The sequence below is a fragment of the Pseudosulfitobacter sp. SM2401 genome (assembly GCF_042932805.1).
Classification (GTDB): Bacteria; Pseudomonadota; Alphaproteobacteria; order Rhodobacterales; family Rhodobacteraceae; genus Ascidiaceihabitans.
This window is the reverse complement of record NZ_CP170633.1, coordinates 3,040,057-3,055,072: the sequence shown is the minus strand read 5'-3', so window position 1 is coordinate 3,055,072 and position 15,016 is coordinate 3,040,057. Positions and strand designations below refer to the sequence as shown.

Here is a 15,016-nt window from a genome sequence, read left to right as displayed (position 1 = left end):
GGGGAGATCTTGCAATGTGTGCGTCCTTGAGAGGGTTCATGTTCGTGTTCAATTTATTGACGCGCATGCCATTGGGCAATAGGTAGCGGCACAACTGCGCGCATGGGGCGCGGGGGATTATCAATTGGATAGCGATATGACCGAGACACGAGAGGCCGCAATGGCCTGCAAAGCATGGCCGTTTGAAGAAGCGCGCCGGCTGCTCAAACGCTATGCAAAAAATCCACCCGAAAAGGGATTTGTCCTGTTTGAAACGGGATATGGCCCCTCGGGTTTGCCCCACATCGGCACATTCGGCGAAGTGTCACGCACAACGATGGTGCGCCGCGCGTTCGAAGAGATCAGCGATATCCCGACCAAACTGGTGTGCTTTTCCGACGATCTGGACGGCATGCGCAAAGTGCCGGGCAACGTGCCGAACCCCGAGGCATTGAGCGAACATTTGCAGCGCCCGTTGACGTCTGTGCCGGACCCGTTTGGCACCCACGAAAGCTTTGGCCACCACAACAACGCAATGCTGCGTCGATTCCTCGATACGTTCGGGTTCGATTACGAGTTCATCTCGGCAACTGAATTCTACGGCTCGGGCAAATTCGATACAGTGCTGATGCGCGCCGCGGAAAAGTACGACGAGATCATGGCGGTGATGCTGAAAAGTTTGCGTGAAGAACGTCGCCAGACCTATTCGATTTTCCTGCCGATCCATCCCGAAACGGGGCGCGTCATGTACGTGCCGATGAAAAGCGTAAACGCCAACGAGGGCACGATCACCTTTGACACCGAAGAGGGCGAGGAAATGACGCTGCCGATCACCGGTGGCAACGTGAAATTGCAATGGAAACCGGACTTTGGTGCGCGCTGGGCGGCCCTTGAGGTCGACTTTGAAATGTACGGCAAAGATCATTCGACCAACACGCCGATCTACGACAGCATTTGCCGGATTTTGGGGCACAAAGCGCCCGAGCATTTCAGTTATGAACTGTTCTTGGATGCGGACGGGCACAAGATTTCCAAGACCAGCGGCAATGGAATCAGCATCGATGAATGGTTGACCTATGCGTCGTCTGAATCGCTGTCGTATTTCATGTATCAAAAGCCAAAGACGGCCAAGCGCATGCATTTTGACGTGATCCCAAAGGCGATGGATGAATATCACCAGCAGCTGCGGGCCTATGAGGGGCAGGACGTAAAAGCACGCCTGAACAACCCCGTTTGGCATATCCACGGCGGTGATGTTCCAACCTCGAACATGGTTGTACCGTTTTCGATGCTGCTGAATTTAGCCGCTGTGTCTGGAGCTGAAGAAAAAGATCAACTTTGGGGTTTCATTCAGCGGTATGCGCCAGAGGCTTCTGCCGCAACGCATCCTGATCTGGATCAGGCGGCGGGCTTTGCCGTGCGCTATTACAATGATTTTGTAAAACCAACCAAAGTGTTCCGTGCTGCGACGGACCTAGAGCGCGAAGCGCTGGAAGACCTGCGTGCGCGTTTGGTTGCATGGGACGGCGGGCTTGATGCAGAGGCGTTGCAGTCCGAGGTGTTTGCCTGCGGGCGCGAGCGGTTTGACCCGTTGCGTGCTTGGTTCACGGCACTTTACGAAGTGTTGCTAGGTGCATCGCAAGGCCCACGTTTCGGCGGTTTCATTGCGCTTTATGGTGTGGATGAAACCGTTGCATTGATCGATTCAGCGCTGGCTGGCGATCTGGTTTGACGGCAGGGGTGCGGGACACCCGCACCTTACCCGCAGGCTGGTAAAAATTGTTTTTTGCCGGGGATGAGCTACCCTGTTTGATATCAAACAGGAGGTTGTCACATGTTCCGAACTCTCAGGGTCACAATTTTTGCTGCGGCTTTTGCCGTGAGCGGAATGGTCGCTCTCGATGCTCGCGCCCAAGGTGCGGACATTCAAACAACAATCAGCCGTCAAATCGAAGCCTTGCAGATGGATGATTTTGCCGGTGCGTTTGAGTTCGCCAGCCCCAACATCCAACGTATTTTTGGCAGTTCGGACAACTTTGGACAGATGGTGACGCGGGGCTATCCGATGGTCTGGCGACCTGCTGATGTCACGTATCTGGACCTCGCTGAGATTGATGGCGACTTATGGCAAAAAGTTTTGATCAAAGACCAACAGGACCGCCTGCATGTTTTGGGCTACCGGATGTTGGAAACGGACACCGGTTGGAAAATCAACGGTGTTCAACTCTTGCCCCAACCGGATGTTGCCGCCTAGCTGGCCAGCACGACCACACCACCGTCACGGTGGTGTGAGACGGCATTAAGCCTTCATTGATATTTCCTTGTCTCGCAAGAGCTGGCCACTTCTGAGTGTCAGCCCGTGGATCATTTCGGTGCGCGTGATGTCCCTCAGGTGAGGGGCGTTGCGCCCCGGCGGGAAAGGGATATTGAATGAACAAGGCAATTACCGACGGTGTGCAGCTGATGCCACCAGCCTTTGCGAATGGCTTGGATGTTTGGTCAAGCGGTGACGGAACGCCCGGCACAGACACGTACCAAAACGCGTCCAACGCGGCCTATGTGCCCGCGGATCAGGACTTTGGCGGCTGTCTGGAAATTCAAAAGACAAGCAACACAACGCGCGTACGTTACATGGGCGAAACGCCTTTGTTGCCAGGATGTTACCTGCAGGTCAAAGTGAGGATCAAAGTGCTAAGCGGCAGTTTGCCAACGGTTCGGATCGCAGGATTTGCGGGGCAAGCTGGCGGCGGTGCTGTGTCAGGCGTGGTTACAACCGGCCCAACGACAACATTGACAAGCTATGGCGACGTCCACGAGATTTCGGCGATTATCGGTGCGGGCAGTCGCACTGGTGTTGATTTGATTTGGGGCGGCGATGCGATCTATGGCCACTTTGGTTTGGATCTGACAGGCCCGAATGGCGGAATTGTCCGGATCGATGACATCGAAATCAGCGACATCACGTCGGTCTTCTTGCGAGACATTCTTTCGACTGTTGACGTGCGGGACTACGGTGCCGTGGGAAATGGGACAACAGACGACGCTGATGCGTTTGATGCGGCCAACGCTGCCGCAAATGGTCGTATGCTTTTGGTGCCTGAAGGCAGCTATTACATCAACAGCGACATGACGATCGATACGACGGTTCGTTTCGAGGGCACGATTGTTATGCCCACTGACAAGACGCTGCTTTTGACGCGTCAGTTCGATCTGGCGACCTACATAGACGCGATGGGCAATGAAGAGTTGGCCTTTCGCAAGGCGTTCCAAGCGTTGTTGAACAACGCAGATCATGAATCGTTGGATATGGGCGGGCGCAAAGTTGCGATTACTGGTCCAATCGACATGCAGGCCGCAGTTCCTGATCGCACCAGCTTTGCCACCCGTCGCGTCATTCGCAATGGTCAACTTGAGGCCACGACAAATGGTGATTGGGATACGTATGTTGCCGCGTCGCAAGCAACCTACAGCACATCAGATTCCAAGAAGCTGACAGAAGTGACCAACATCGCGAACATCGAAGTCGGGTCTGTCGTCGAAGGTATCGGTGTGGGCCGCGCTATCTATGTTAAGTCTGTAGATGTGACAGCCAAGGAAATCACGCTGAGCCAACCGCTGTATGACGCAGTCGGTCGTCAGAGTTTCACCTTTCACCGTCACAAATACGTTCTGGATTTCAGCGGCTTTTCCGCACTGAGCAAGTTCGCTTTGGATGACTTGGAAATCCAGTGTAACGGCGTTGCCAGTGCCGTTTTGCTGGCCCCATCTGGCTTGACGTTTCACGTCCGTGATTGCCATATTTCGCGTCCGAAAAATCATGGGATTTCATCGCATGGGACGGGGTGCCAAGGCATCTTGATCGACAGGTGTCAGTTTTTATCGTCCGAAGACGATCTGGACGTGAGCGAGCGGGTTTCCATTGGTATTAACACCAACGCAAACGATATCAAAATCCGACACAACCGCGCCACGCGCCATCGGCATTTCGGTATTTTTGGCGGCACCAACACGCAGTTCATTGGCAACCACTTTTTCCAAGGCGATGGTCAACCAAATGGCATTCGCACAGCAGGCATCGTGGTGGCGAACGGGTATTGCAGTGCAATCATCACCAACAACTATGTCGACAACTGCTTTGTTGAATGGACCAACGAATATGATCCATCACCAGATTTCACGAGCGGGTTTTCGTTCAGTGCAATGAGCATTTCGGACAACATCTTTTTGTCCGGCGCGGTGGCACCTTGGTTCAGCTACATTGTGGTTAAACCACACGGGTCCGGGCATTTCCTGAACGGTGTGTCGATCACTGGAAACAAGTTCCGTTCGTTCAACGGATCCATTGACCGGGCAGAACGGGTCGACACTAGTTTTGCTGACCTGAACCGCGCGCGGATGAAGGACGTGAGCTTTATGGGGAACTCGTTTCACAACATAAGTGAGCAAGTGTCCAACCCGCTGCGGATTGCGCATACCGTGTCGACCAGTGCGGCGACATGGGTGGTTGATACGGAAGGTTTGCTGCCATTCGAGGGGCATACGTTAGGTGTCGACAGCGTCACGGCGATTGGTCGCATTCGCAACAGCTCTGGCACGGACCAGTTCATCACGCCGTACGCAGAACTGAGCCAAGGAAGCCAGAACGATCAGGTGAACCTGCAATGGGGCACAGCTGTGCGTGGCGAAGTGCAGATTAGCGTCCGCATGGACGACTAGATAAAACCCCTGGAGGCCCGTCATTCCTGGCGGGCCTTTTTCGTTTCGACCATTCTAAAAAGACTGCCAGACACCAATTTTGATGGCGACAATGTCAGGGGTCAGGCTGCTGTTTTCGAGCCCGAAAACGTAGTTAATTTTCTTCTTTTTGGATTTATAAACGTAGGATGGTGACACAGTGACGTTGGTCCAGTCCTCGCCAAAAGTGTTAAAAACTTGCAACATGCCTTTGCTGCGTTCTCCGAATTCTAACCCCAGCGTAGAGTCAATTTTGACCACATGTTTGGAATAGCCCAAATCCCATTCGACGCCCGCATCTACAGCAAACCAGCCATCACGTTTGCCCCAAGAAACACCGCGCCCGTATGACAGCGAGGTTTTGGCAATCGGTACAAATTCGATGCCTGTATGGCGTGCGCCGACGCCCAGTTCGTACGCCCAATGCGCGTTCGATTTGCTCCAGTTCAACGAGCGACGTATGAACACCAATCCTTGACCAGAGAGTTGTCGATTGAGCGGTGATAGAACCTCGAGCGTTGCGCCTATGGTCATTTTGCTGTTCAGCCCATAGTCGAAATATGCGGAATACGAGGTGTCCAACGTGCTCGCCGTCAGATTGGAATACGCAAGAAATCCTTTGCCTTTTTCACGCAGCCAAGCGCCCGCATAAACAGGTTGAGCCAGCAAACATGCAAACCAGAAAACCAAGACCACTCGAAACATTCGTACCCCTTTCGGAGTGATCATTGCTTAACCTTGGTTAATGTTCGGTTACCGCTGGGTGGTTTTTGGTAAACAGAAAAACGTGTCTTAGGCGCGCGCAATGTGATGCGGGCCTTAATTCGTCCTGATTAATAGGTTCAATCCGCAGGCCGCTTGCACACAAATCCAGCAGTAATTTGGCCTGCAAAGAAACTATATTTCTGCGACGTTGATGCTGGCACCAGCGCGTTCTATGTCTGCCCCCGCCGCGATCAAAATGTCTTCGCGATAGCGCCCCCCAACCAGTTGCACGCCGACAGGGGTTTGTCCGAACATGCCCGTCGCGACAGCCAGCCCGGGCAATCCCAAAACCGGCAAAGCGCGCTGCGTCAACTGCGCTTCCATTATCGCTTCAAAAGTAATTTCTGATTGGACATCTTGCTGCTGGGCAAACGGTAATTCCCCTGACGTGGGGCAAATGAGAACAGGATATCTTTGCATGAACTCTTGCCACTCACGCACCAGGCCGGCACGCGTTTGCAGCGCGCCCAGTAGACCCTCGACGTCAACGGGGGCAATTCTGTTTTTCATTTGCTGGTAGACAAATTGGGCATCTGGGTCAGCTTCCAAAGCCACCATTTTTTCGGCACCGGCCCGCATTTCAGTCATCCACAATTGCTCATTTATTTCGGCGGCTTTGCGCATCGATGGACAGGCAACCTCGTCTACGATCCAACCGGCGTCCTTTAGTCGTTGCGCGGCGTCACGCAGGGCGTTTTCAACCTCTCGCGCGACAGGCATTCCATCCGGGGTGATGGTTAATGCTGCGCGCTTTGGAAATTTACCTTGTTCATAAGGTGCAGGCACCCACCACGGATCGCGGATATCTTCTGCCGCCATTGCCTTGAACGCGATTTCGATGTCTGAAATCGTTCTTGCGATGGGGCCAGACACTGCCATCATTTGTGCGCCGATATGCCTGTCAGGCCCAGATGCGTTGAAGGCCGGGATGCGGCCTAATGTCGGACGCAGCCCGTGCAGGCCACACGCATATGCGGGGTATCGGATCGATCCGGCGATATCTGTACCATGTCCGATTGCGCACATGCCACTGGCCACCGCAGCAGACGCGCCGCCGGATGATCCGCCGGGGGTGAATGCCTTGTTCCTCGGATTTAACGTCTGACCATGCAGGTCGTTCTTGGTGAACCAACGCAGGGAAAATGCAGGCGTGTTGGTGCGTCCGACAATGACACCGCCGGCTGCGCGAATGTTGGACACAACCGGACTGTCGGTGTAAGCGATCAGGTCTTTCTGCAGCTTCAGCCCATTGGTTGTGGCATGCCCCTTTTGGTCGACGTTCACTTTGATGGTGACGGGAACGCCGCATAAAATCCCGGGATTTTTGCCCGCGGCGATCGCGGCATCTACCGCGCGCGCGGACGCCAGTGCCTCGTCGGGGAAATGCTGCACGACGGCGTTAATGTCCGAATTGGTGGCATCAATCCGCGCCAAATGCGCCTTGGTCACGTCAACGGCAGACAATCGTTTGGATCGAACTGCATCAGCAATTTCTGTCGCGGACATGCGCCATACATCGGACATATCTGTCATCTCCCTCACATATTTGGTCGAGTGTGACAGCATCGCGCCAAGCAGTCCAATCGCATCGGGTTTTTGCGACTCTGATCGATCACTTGGTGATGTTCGTAACGTCGCCAGTTCAGAACCCGGCTTGCCGATTGAAATCTGCTGGGCAAGAGTGGTCATATAGAAACCGCGCATTTCAGGAGCAATCGATGGCCAATTTAGGGAATGAACCGATCCGCACCAAGGCTGATCTGGAACGCTTTGAAACTGAAATGACGCTTGCACAACGCCTGCCGGAGCGCTCTGTTTTGGATGTGTTTGTCGCCAGCGCAGAGCAAAACCCCGACGGAACTGCGATCACGATGCTGATGACCGGTGCCGCAGACGAACAACCGCGCCGTGTGAAATACACACAAATGCTGGGCATGGTGCGGCGTGCTGCCAACATGTTTTCCGATCTTGGTGGGCCTGCGCCGGGTGTTGCGTTTATGCTGCCGTCGCTTGTCGAAACGCATGTCACGTTGTGGGGCGCTGAAACTGCGGGCTTTGCTGTGCCAATCAACTTTCTGCTGCAACCCGACAGCATTGCCGAATTGCTTAAGGCCTCGGGGGCTAAAGTTCTCGTCGCGTTGGGGCCGCATCCGCAGCTGGATATTTGGGAAAAAGCAATTCAGTTGCGCGATCAGATCCCTGATTTGGTATTGATGCGTGTGGCGCCCCCCGGCACACCTGCCGAGGACGGCGTCGTTGATTTTGCATCTGCCTTGATGGCGCAACCCGACGATCACTTGATCTTTGGCGAGGCGCGCGGCGGTGATGATCTGGCGGCGTATTTCCACACTGGCGGCACAACGGGCGTGCCGAAGCTGGTCGCGCACACGCATCGCAGCCAGCTGGTTGCAGCCTTTGGTGGGGCGGCGATGTGCGGATACACGTCGGATGACGTTTTGACAGCGACATTCCCGTTGTTCCACGTCGCCGGCACGATTGTTGCGGGGCTCAGCGGGTTCATGGCTGGGGCCGAACTGGTCATCATGTCGCCGGCTGGCCTGCGCAGTCCGGCCATCGCCGAAGGGTTCTGGCGCTTGGTTGCCGCACACAAGGCGACGCTGGTCGCAGGGGTTCCGACGGCTTTGGGTGCCGTGTTGCAAACGCCGGTGGGCGATCACGACATCAGCAGCGTGCGGGCTGGATTGACGGGGGCTGCATTGCTTCCGCCAGCGGTCGGGCAACAGTTCAAAGAGGTGACCGGAGGCACGTTGTTCGAAATTCTAGGAATGACCGAAGCGTCGGGGCTGATCAGCATCGACCCACCGTGTGGCGCGGGCGCTGAGGGTTCTGTCGGTTGGGCATTGCCCTACACCCAAGTCGATGTTTTGCGCCAGCACGAGGACGGCAGTCTTGGTGAACTCTGTGACGCCGGCGAAATCGGTGTCATTGCGATCAGCGGCGATCATCTTTCGCCCGGCTACAGTGACCCGAAACACGACGCGGGCGTCTTTAATGCAGGTCAGTTGAATTCTGGCGATCTGGGATACAAAGACGCGCAAGGGCGGCTTTACATTGCCGGTCGGTCCAAAGATTTGATCATCCGAAGTGGGCATAACATCGACCCGGCCATGATCGAAAACGCGATGAGCACGCATCCAGCAGTCGCGCTTGCCGCAGCCGTGGGGATGCCTGATGCCTACGCTGGCGAGTTACCGATTTGTTTTGTGCAACTGCACGAGGGGGCAAATGCAAGCGTTGAAGAATTGCAAGCACACGCCCAAAACACAATCGATGAGCGACCCGCGTGGCCCAAGAGAATTGCGCTGATCGACGCGATCCCATTGACCACTGTCGGCAAGATTTACAAACCAGGTTTGCGGTGTGAAGCGGCCAGATTAAAGATCAGCGAACTGCTGCAAGCCGAATTGGATCTGCCAGATGCGCGTGTCGATGCCGTTGACGGTGGCGCACGTGGCATGCGTGTCACCGTGACGTTAAAAGATGGCGATCAGGCCGCTGTTTCGAGCGTAGAGCAAGCGCTTTCCGCGTATCTTTTCGAGGCGAAGGTGCAATCGGACTAGGCTGTTTGCGCCGCACCCCTAAATTCCTTGCCCTCTTTTACGATCTCCATGACGGCGAATGAATTCGTCTGCATGACGCCCGGCAGTTTGTTGATTTTGTCACCCAAAACATTGCGAAATTCTGCGATGTCCCGGGTGCGCACCGTCATCAGATAGTCAAATGATCCGGCAATCATCAGGCAGCTTTCGACTTCGGGGATCTTGCGAACAGCCTCGTTAAAGTCATCCAGCGAATTGTTGCCTGCGGTTGCGGCCAGCGAAACCTGCATGACCGTTAAATGGCTCAGCCCCAGTTTATCCATGTCCAGAACGGCGCGGTAACCCGTGATATGCCCTGCACGCTCTAGGCGTTTTACACGTTCTGAGCAGGGCGTGTTCGTCAAATTTACCCGTCCGGCAAGCTCAACAATTGACAGTCTACCATCAACCTCAAGTTCTTTGAGAATCCTAAGATCAATTCTATCTAAATCTCTACTCAATAGGGATTTCTCCTGAAACTACGCTGGTTTTCCAGACATTAATCTATAAATAAGCGGATAAAATGCCCAATGTCTAGTGATTATAACTGATACTAAAGCTGGGTAGTGGCGTGGGGATAGCCTTTACACACTGTCTCAAATGGGGAAGCATGTTCCCCAATAGATAGAAAACACACGATACGGAGGACAGAATGACGGTAAAAATAATTATTGGATTGGACGGCACCGAAACCGGTGAGCGTGCACTGGCATTTGCGAAGGATTTAGCCTCGCGAACGGATGGCTGCGAGTTGTTGGTGGTCTACATCATCGAATGGTCACCCTTTACGTTCCAAACCGCAGAAGAGAACGCGCAGCGTCACAAGCGGCGCGAAGAAGAGATTGCGCTGGCCACGTCACGCATCGTTGAGCCGGCTTTGCAAAGCCTCAAGGACGCGGGCTTTGCGGCAACTGGCGTTGTGCGCCACGGGGATGTTGCCGAAACGCTGAACAAGATCACAGTCGAAAACGGCGGGTCGCAAATCATCGTCGGTCGCATGTCTGCGAACGGATTTAGCAAACGGCTGTTTGGCAGCTCGACCCAGAACCTTGTGATGCACGCAGACGTGCCTGTCACAGTCGTCGGATAGGGGGTATTATGAATATCGCATCAAAACTTTGGCTCGCAGCAGCCACGACCGCGATGGCTGCAAGCCCTCTCGCGGCGCAAGAAGCCGCATCGCTAGATCAAAAAGTGAACGACATTTTTGCCGCCTCTACAGGTTGGTTCGTGAACTTTATTTTCATGTCACTGCCGGGCACCAACTTCCCTTGGATTGTGATGTGGTTGGTCGTCGCCGCAACGATTTTCACATTTTACTTTGGGTTTGTTCAGTTCCGGTTTTTCAAACATGCAATCCAGCTGGTCAAAGGTGACTATTCTGACCCGAATGACGCGGGTGAGGTCAGCCACTTTCAGGCCCTTGCGACTGCTTTGTCGGGCACTGTCGGTCTTGGGAACATCGCGGGTGTTGCGGTTGCTGTCGGGATCGGTGGGCCGGGCGCCACGTTCTGGATGATCCTTGCGGGTCTTTTGGGCATGGCCTCAAAGTTCACGGAATGTACGTTGGGTGTGAAATACCGCAACGAATATCCGGACGGCACTGTGTCTGGTGGTCCGATGTACTACATCTCTAAGGGCTTCAAGGAACTGGGTCTGCCGGGCGGTAAATTCCTTGCCGTTCTGTTCTCTGTGTTCTGTATCCTTGGCGCACTTGGCGGCGGTAACATGTTCCAAGCCAACCAGGCGCACGCGCAAATTCAAACCGTTGTCGGCTTTGAGTTCTCTGGCCTGATCACTGGGTTCATCTTTGCTGGTATCGTGTTCGCAGTCATCGTGGGCGGCATCAAATCCATCGCCAACGTGACCGAGAAAATCGTGCCGATCATGGGCATTCTTTATGTTGGTGCAGCGTTGATCATCCTGATCGTAAACTACAACATGATCGGCTGGGCCTTTGGTCAGATCTTCCAAGGTGCCTTTACCGGTCTTGGCGTTGCAGGCGGTTTTGTTGGGGCCTTGATCCAAGGGTTCAAACGGGCTGCGTTCTCGAACGAAGCTGGCGTTGGCTCTGCGGCGATTGCGCACTCTGCGGTGAAAACCAAAGAACCAATCACCGAGGGTTTCGTGTCTTTGCTAGAGCCACTGATCGATACGGTTGTGATCTGTACAATGACGGCTTTGGTCATCGTGATCTCGCAGCAACTGATCGTCGATCCGGCAACCGGCAACTACATGCTGAACGAAGCTGGTACAGCGATTGCGACAGTGGACGGCAACACAGGTGTGTCTCTGACATCTGCGGCATTTGGTGCTGGCATCAGCTGGTTCCCGTATGTTTTGGCGGTAGCGGTTGTGTTGTTCGCCTTCTCAACGATGATCTCTTGGTCCTACTACGGGCTCAAAGCCTGGACGTATTTGTTCGGTGAAGGCAAAGGCTCCGAGCTGACCTTCAAGATCATCTTCTGCGTGTTCATCGTGATCGGTGCGGCCGCGAGCCTTGGTCCTGTCATCGACTTCTCTGATGCGGCGATCTTTGCGATGGCTGTCGTGAACATCTTCTGCCTGTACTTCCTGATGAAGCTGGTACGCACTGAACTTGCATCCTACGCCGCCCGTCTGCAAAGCGGTGAGATCAAGAAGTTCACTCACTAAATGAAAAACTCCGGCGCAGCATCGTTGCGCCGGAGACATTTTCGGGGATCACCCCCAGATGGTCTAGCGCGACGATAAAACGCCGTAGACCTGCTCTGCAATCAACCTATGTCCAGTCAAATTCGGGTGCATCGCGCCCGTTATCCGCTTGTCCCCCGGCTGTATCAGAACCGAGTCATTGCCCGTTCGAATGGCGCGCGTGTCCTTTTCGAAAATGTAGGGATCCAGTTGCGACGGATGCCAATTGCCGAATTCAGGGGGCAGTTTGGTGTTGGGCATATTCAGATGTTCGCCTTTCCACCAGCCGTAGCCGATAAACGCATCGCGGGTGCTGCAAACGTATGTGATGCCCCGATCCTGCGCTGTTTTAGACAGCTCTACCCGAAACGCATCAAATTCTTTAAGCGCCAGTTTGGCCTCGCCGGGGGTCAGATTGAAATGCCATTTTTTCATGTTCCAACCAATGGCTGCGATCGCAGCGTCAGGTGCCGCCGCCTTTAGCCCACCCCACGCACTGGCGGGGTTAAAGACCAAGGGTACGTCGCCCGGCAGAACGTAGTCGCGACTGGATAGTGCTGCACAGCTTGGCGCGTGCGATGCACTATTGCGCAAAGGATCGGGGTACTGCGGCATCACAATCTGCGATGATTTCACGTCAAACCGGTGTTCGAGGATATTGAACAACAAGGTATAGCGCTGTTCCATCCCCCAAGGTTGGCCTTTTCCCGTCAGTCTGCCGGCATCGTAGCCGTTGGTTCGGTCCAGCTTATCGCAGTGTTTGCGCAGGTTCGGGAACGCCTCGCCGTCCACTCGATTATCGCTAGAGGGGCAAACCTGTGGGAAAACGGCCTTGCCGACCAAGCCGACCCGCCACTGTGCAGGCACGACAAAATAGGTAACGATGTCGCCAAATCCGATGTCATTGCCACCAACGCTTACGAACACATGATCGGGCTTGCGCATCTTTGCATTCGGGCATGTCAGGATGCCGGAGTTCGGAAAGTGGCCGCCATTTGCCTTGCGCAATTTCGCGGTCTGTTTGCTGAACTTATCCAGCTTCGGATCAGGGTTTAGGTTGCTTTGAATGTCCCGCTTGTTGTCTTTGCCACCGCGCCGGTCGAATTGATCGATTTGCACGTCGCCCAGTTCTTTTGCAGTCACCGCGCCGTAGTCCTTAGCGTTGCCAAAGCACAGATCGCGAATGGCAAAGTTCAACTGGGAATAGGGCACATACACGCCTTGCCCCCATGCTTGGTATTGCGGCACCAAAACGCCGTCGAAAATTTCAGCGCCCGTGCAAGCGTAGTGTAGGAACGACACGAAGGTGTGTGGGTTTTCCGATGCGATCTTGAGCGCAGTCAAACTTTGGTGGCTGAAAAAACTGCGATGACAGGTGTCATCGACCCAATGCTTGATGCTGGCCCCGATCTTTTCCGGCGGGGTTTGCAGGCGTCCCGTCGCCTTGAGCCAACCAAAGTTGTTGTTCGCCGCAAGGGGCCGGTTCGCCTTCCACGTCGCAGGGTAGTCAGGATTGCCTTCACCCGACCCGTAGCTGTCGCCCAACGCGACAATAACGCTGTGCTTGGGTTTCAGGAAGTTCTCTTTGTGATGCCCGTCTATTTTCACCGCAACGGACGCCCCGGCCAGCGGCAGCGCAATCCAAAATGGCTCGCGGCAGGTTGTTGTTTGTGTCTTGCCCCCAAAGGACCAACTGCATTGCTTGGCGCTATTCACCCAAACCTTAACGTCGATCGTGGTGGCCGGATCATCCTCGGCTTTGACGAAGTTTAGAATGCGTGGCGCATGCTGGTTTTTGTCCTGATCCCAATGCATCCGTTTTGCGTGATCGCCCGCCGCAAGCGCCTCTTGATACGGCGACGCCAAGCCGCCTTGATAAAGCCGTTCATGCCATTTCTCGAAACTCTCTTTGGGCAAAAGCTTGTAGCGATCAAACAAGGATGAGCGATCACTGGCGGATTCGAACTGGGTTTCGAAAGGGGCAAACCGGTTGGTGATTTCCCACTGGATTTGACTGCCAGTTGATTGCGCAAAAGATCCCGTTGCGCCAAAAATCAGGAAAATGAGTACGGTAAATGAATGTTGCCAAATTCGCATTGGCTGCCTCCTATTTAGTAAATCTGGTATCGTGCGGACACCGAAATATTTGTCGAAAAATCAAAACGTTTCGCATTGGCACACGCGATGCCTGAATGGCTTTTGCGCCCCAATTCGGTTGCTAATATGAAAACGCTAGCCCGAACCCGCCAGTTTTATCAAGAACTATGCAAAATCTGAGGGGGTGGAATTCACGCGTTGCAGCAGAAAAATTTACGACAATGACGTGCGCGCCGCGTTTTTAAATCCAGCCGGCGTCATCCCGGTTTCTTTTTTGAACACTCGGGAAAATGCTGAATCCGAGGCATATCCAGCCCCTTCTGCGGCGTCGGTCAGCGTGTTTTTCGGATTGCACAGCAGTTGCTTGGCAATTTCGATACGCCAACTGGTGACATACTGCATTGGCGTCAAATCCATCTTCTTTTGAAACAATACAGCAAAGCTGGTGCGCGACATGCCGGCGGATTGGGCCAATCGTTCAACCGTCCAAACCGTGTTGGGGGTTTTGTGAAATGCGTCAAGCGCTTGGCACAAATTTGGATCCGAAAAAGCGCCTAACCCCCACTCGGGCGCGTCATTGCCTTCGATAAAACTGCGGATGGCTTGTGCAAAAATAACCTCGGACATTTTTAGCGCGATCAGATCGCCGCCCATGCGTTGGCCGCCCGCTTCGTCCCCAATCACGCGCAGGGTGGCTTCCATCCATTTGCCAGCGTTCTCGCCGTAATTCGTGAGGTGGATAAAAGGCGGTAGACGGTCCATCAAGACGTGGCGCGCGTGTTTCTCAAACGAGAAATGACCACAGATCAACTGGGTTTCGCTTTGTGGTTCACCGCCGCCATAAACCAGCACGCCAGACCCGTCGTACCCCGATTTGTCCAACACGGTGTCCAGCGGCAAAATTGTGCGTTCGGGTTCATGCCCGCAATACATTTCATGTGATGCGCCATGCGGAATGATAATCAAATCGCCCTGCGCCAACTGCACTGGTTCCGCGACGCCTGACACAGCGATGATGCAACTGCCGCGGTGGGCAAAATGAAATCGTGCAACGTCTTCATAGGCCGGAACGGCGACGCCCCACGGTTTGGTAAATGACGTGCGGAAATACAACGCGCCGCGCATCGACAGGCTGGTAAGGATGTCACTGACAAGATCAAGCATGGACC

11 protein-coding genes are annotated in these 15,016 nt (G+C 54.3%); 6 read left to right on the top strand and 5 right to left on the bottom strand.

The genetic code is table 11. The features are described 5' to 3' along the window. Positions 1 to 136 precede the first annotated feature (136 nt). The 3 genes from ACFIO0_RS14995 to ACFIO0_RS14985 all read left to right on the top strand — a co-directional run bounded on the left by ACFIO0_RS14995 (position 137) and on the right by ACFIO0_RS14985 (position 4,695). A complete protein-coding gene (locus ACFIO0_RS14995; protein WP_390911207.1) occupies positions 137 to 1,711 on the top strand; it encodes a lysine--tRNA ligase in 1,575 nt (524 codons plus the stop codon). 102 nt (positions 1,712 to 1,813) lie between these two features. Continuing rightward, positions 1,814 to 2,233, top strand: coding sequence for a DUF4864 domain-containing protein (locus ACFIO0_RS14990; RefSeq protein WP_390911206.1), 420 nt, complete (start codon positions 1,814 to 1,816; stop codon positions 2,231 to 2,233). Positions 2,234 to 2,409: 176 nt separating this feature from the next. Continuing rightward, entirely contained in the window at positions 2,410 to 4,695 is a 2,286-nt protein-coding gene (locus tag ACFIO0_RS14985; protein ID WP_390911205.1) for a right-handed parallel beta-helix repeat-containing protein, read from the top strand. 54 nt (positions 4,696 to 4,749) lie between these two features. Here ACFIO0_RS14985 and ACFIO0_RS14980 read toward each other — a convergent pair whose 3' ends face one another. Both ACFIO0_RS14980 and ACFIO0_RS14975 read right to left on the bottom strand, forming a co-directional pair. Next, complete coding sequence (locus tag ACFIO0_RS14980) at positions 4,750 to 5,418, bottom strand: hypothetical protein (protein WP_390911204.1); 669 nt, start codon at positions 5,416 to 5,418, stop codon at positions 4,750 to 4,752. A gap of 192 nt (positions 5,419 to 5,610) precedes the next feature. Further along, entirely contained in the window at positions 5,611 to 7,167 is a 1,557-nt protein-coding gene (locus ACFIO0_RS14975) for an amidase (RefSeq protein WP_390911203.1), read from the bottom strand. A 29-nt stretch (positions 7,168 to 7,196) separates the two neighbouring features. Here ACFIO0_RS14975 and ACFIO0_RS14970 point away from each other — a divergent pair, with 29 nt between their 5' ends. Further along, positions 7,197 to 9,059 carry an AMP-binding protein gene (locus ACFIO0_RS14970; protein ID WP_390911202.1) on the top strand — a complete coding sequence of 621 codons (1,863 nt, stop codon included), beginning with the start codon at positions 7,197 to 7,199 and terminating at the stop codon, positions 9,057 to 9,059. On the opposite strand, the gene ACFIO0_RS14965 is transcribed toward ACFIO0_RS14970, so the two are convergent. After that, a complete protein-coding gene (locus ACFIO0_RS14965) occupies positions 9,056 to 9,538 on the bottom strand; it encodes an Lrp/AsnC ligand binding domain-containing protein (RefSeq protein ID WP_390911201.1) in 483 nt (160 codons plus the stop codon). The genes ACFIO0_RS14970 and ACFIO0_RS14965 overlap by 4 nt on opposite strands. Positions 9,539 to 9,729: 191 nt before the next feature. On the opposite strand from ACFIO0_RS14965, the gene ACFIO0_RS14960 reads away from it, so the two are divergent. Together ACFIO0_RS14960 and ACFIO0_RS14955 are read left to right on the top strand one after the other, a co-directional pair. Beyond that, positions 9,730 to 10,167 carry a universal stress protein gene (locus ACFIO0_RS14960; RefSeq protein ID WP_390911200.1) on the top strand — a complete coding sequence of 146 codons (438 nt, stop codon included), beginning with the start codon at positions 9,730 to 9,732 and terminating at the stop codon, positions 10,165 to 10,167. Positions 10,168 to 10,175: 8 nt separating this feature from the next. Then, on the top strand, positions 10,176 to 11,732 hold the full coding sequence (locus tag ACFIO0_RS14955) for an amino acid carrier protein (protein WP_390911199.1): 1,557 nt from the start codon (positions 10,176 to 10,178) through the stop codon (positions 11,730 to 11,732). 63 nt (positions 11,733 to 11,795) lie between these two features. Here ACFIO0_RS14955 and ACFIO0_RS14950 read toward each other — a convergent pair whose 3' ends face one another. Together ACFIO0_RS14950 and ACFIO0_RS14945 are read right to left on the bottom strand one after the other, a co-directional pair. After that, positions 11,796 to 13,847 (bottom strand): hypothetical protein, encoded by a 2,052-nt coding sequence (locus tag ACFIO0_RS14950; RefSeq protein WP_390911198.1) that lies wholly within the window; start codon positions 13,845 to 13,847, stop codon positions 11,796 to 11,798. Positions 13,848 to 14,060: 213 nt separating this feature from the next. After that, the gene (locus ACFIO0_RS14945; protein WP_390911197.1) at positions 14,061 to 15,011 is read right to left on the bottom strand and encodes a cupin domain-containing protein; all 951 of its coding nucleotides are present in this window, start codon (positions 15,009 to 15,011) and stop codon (positions 14,061 to 14,063) included. Positions 15,012 to 15,016 lie beyond the last annotated feature (5 nt).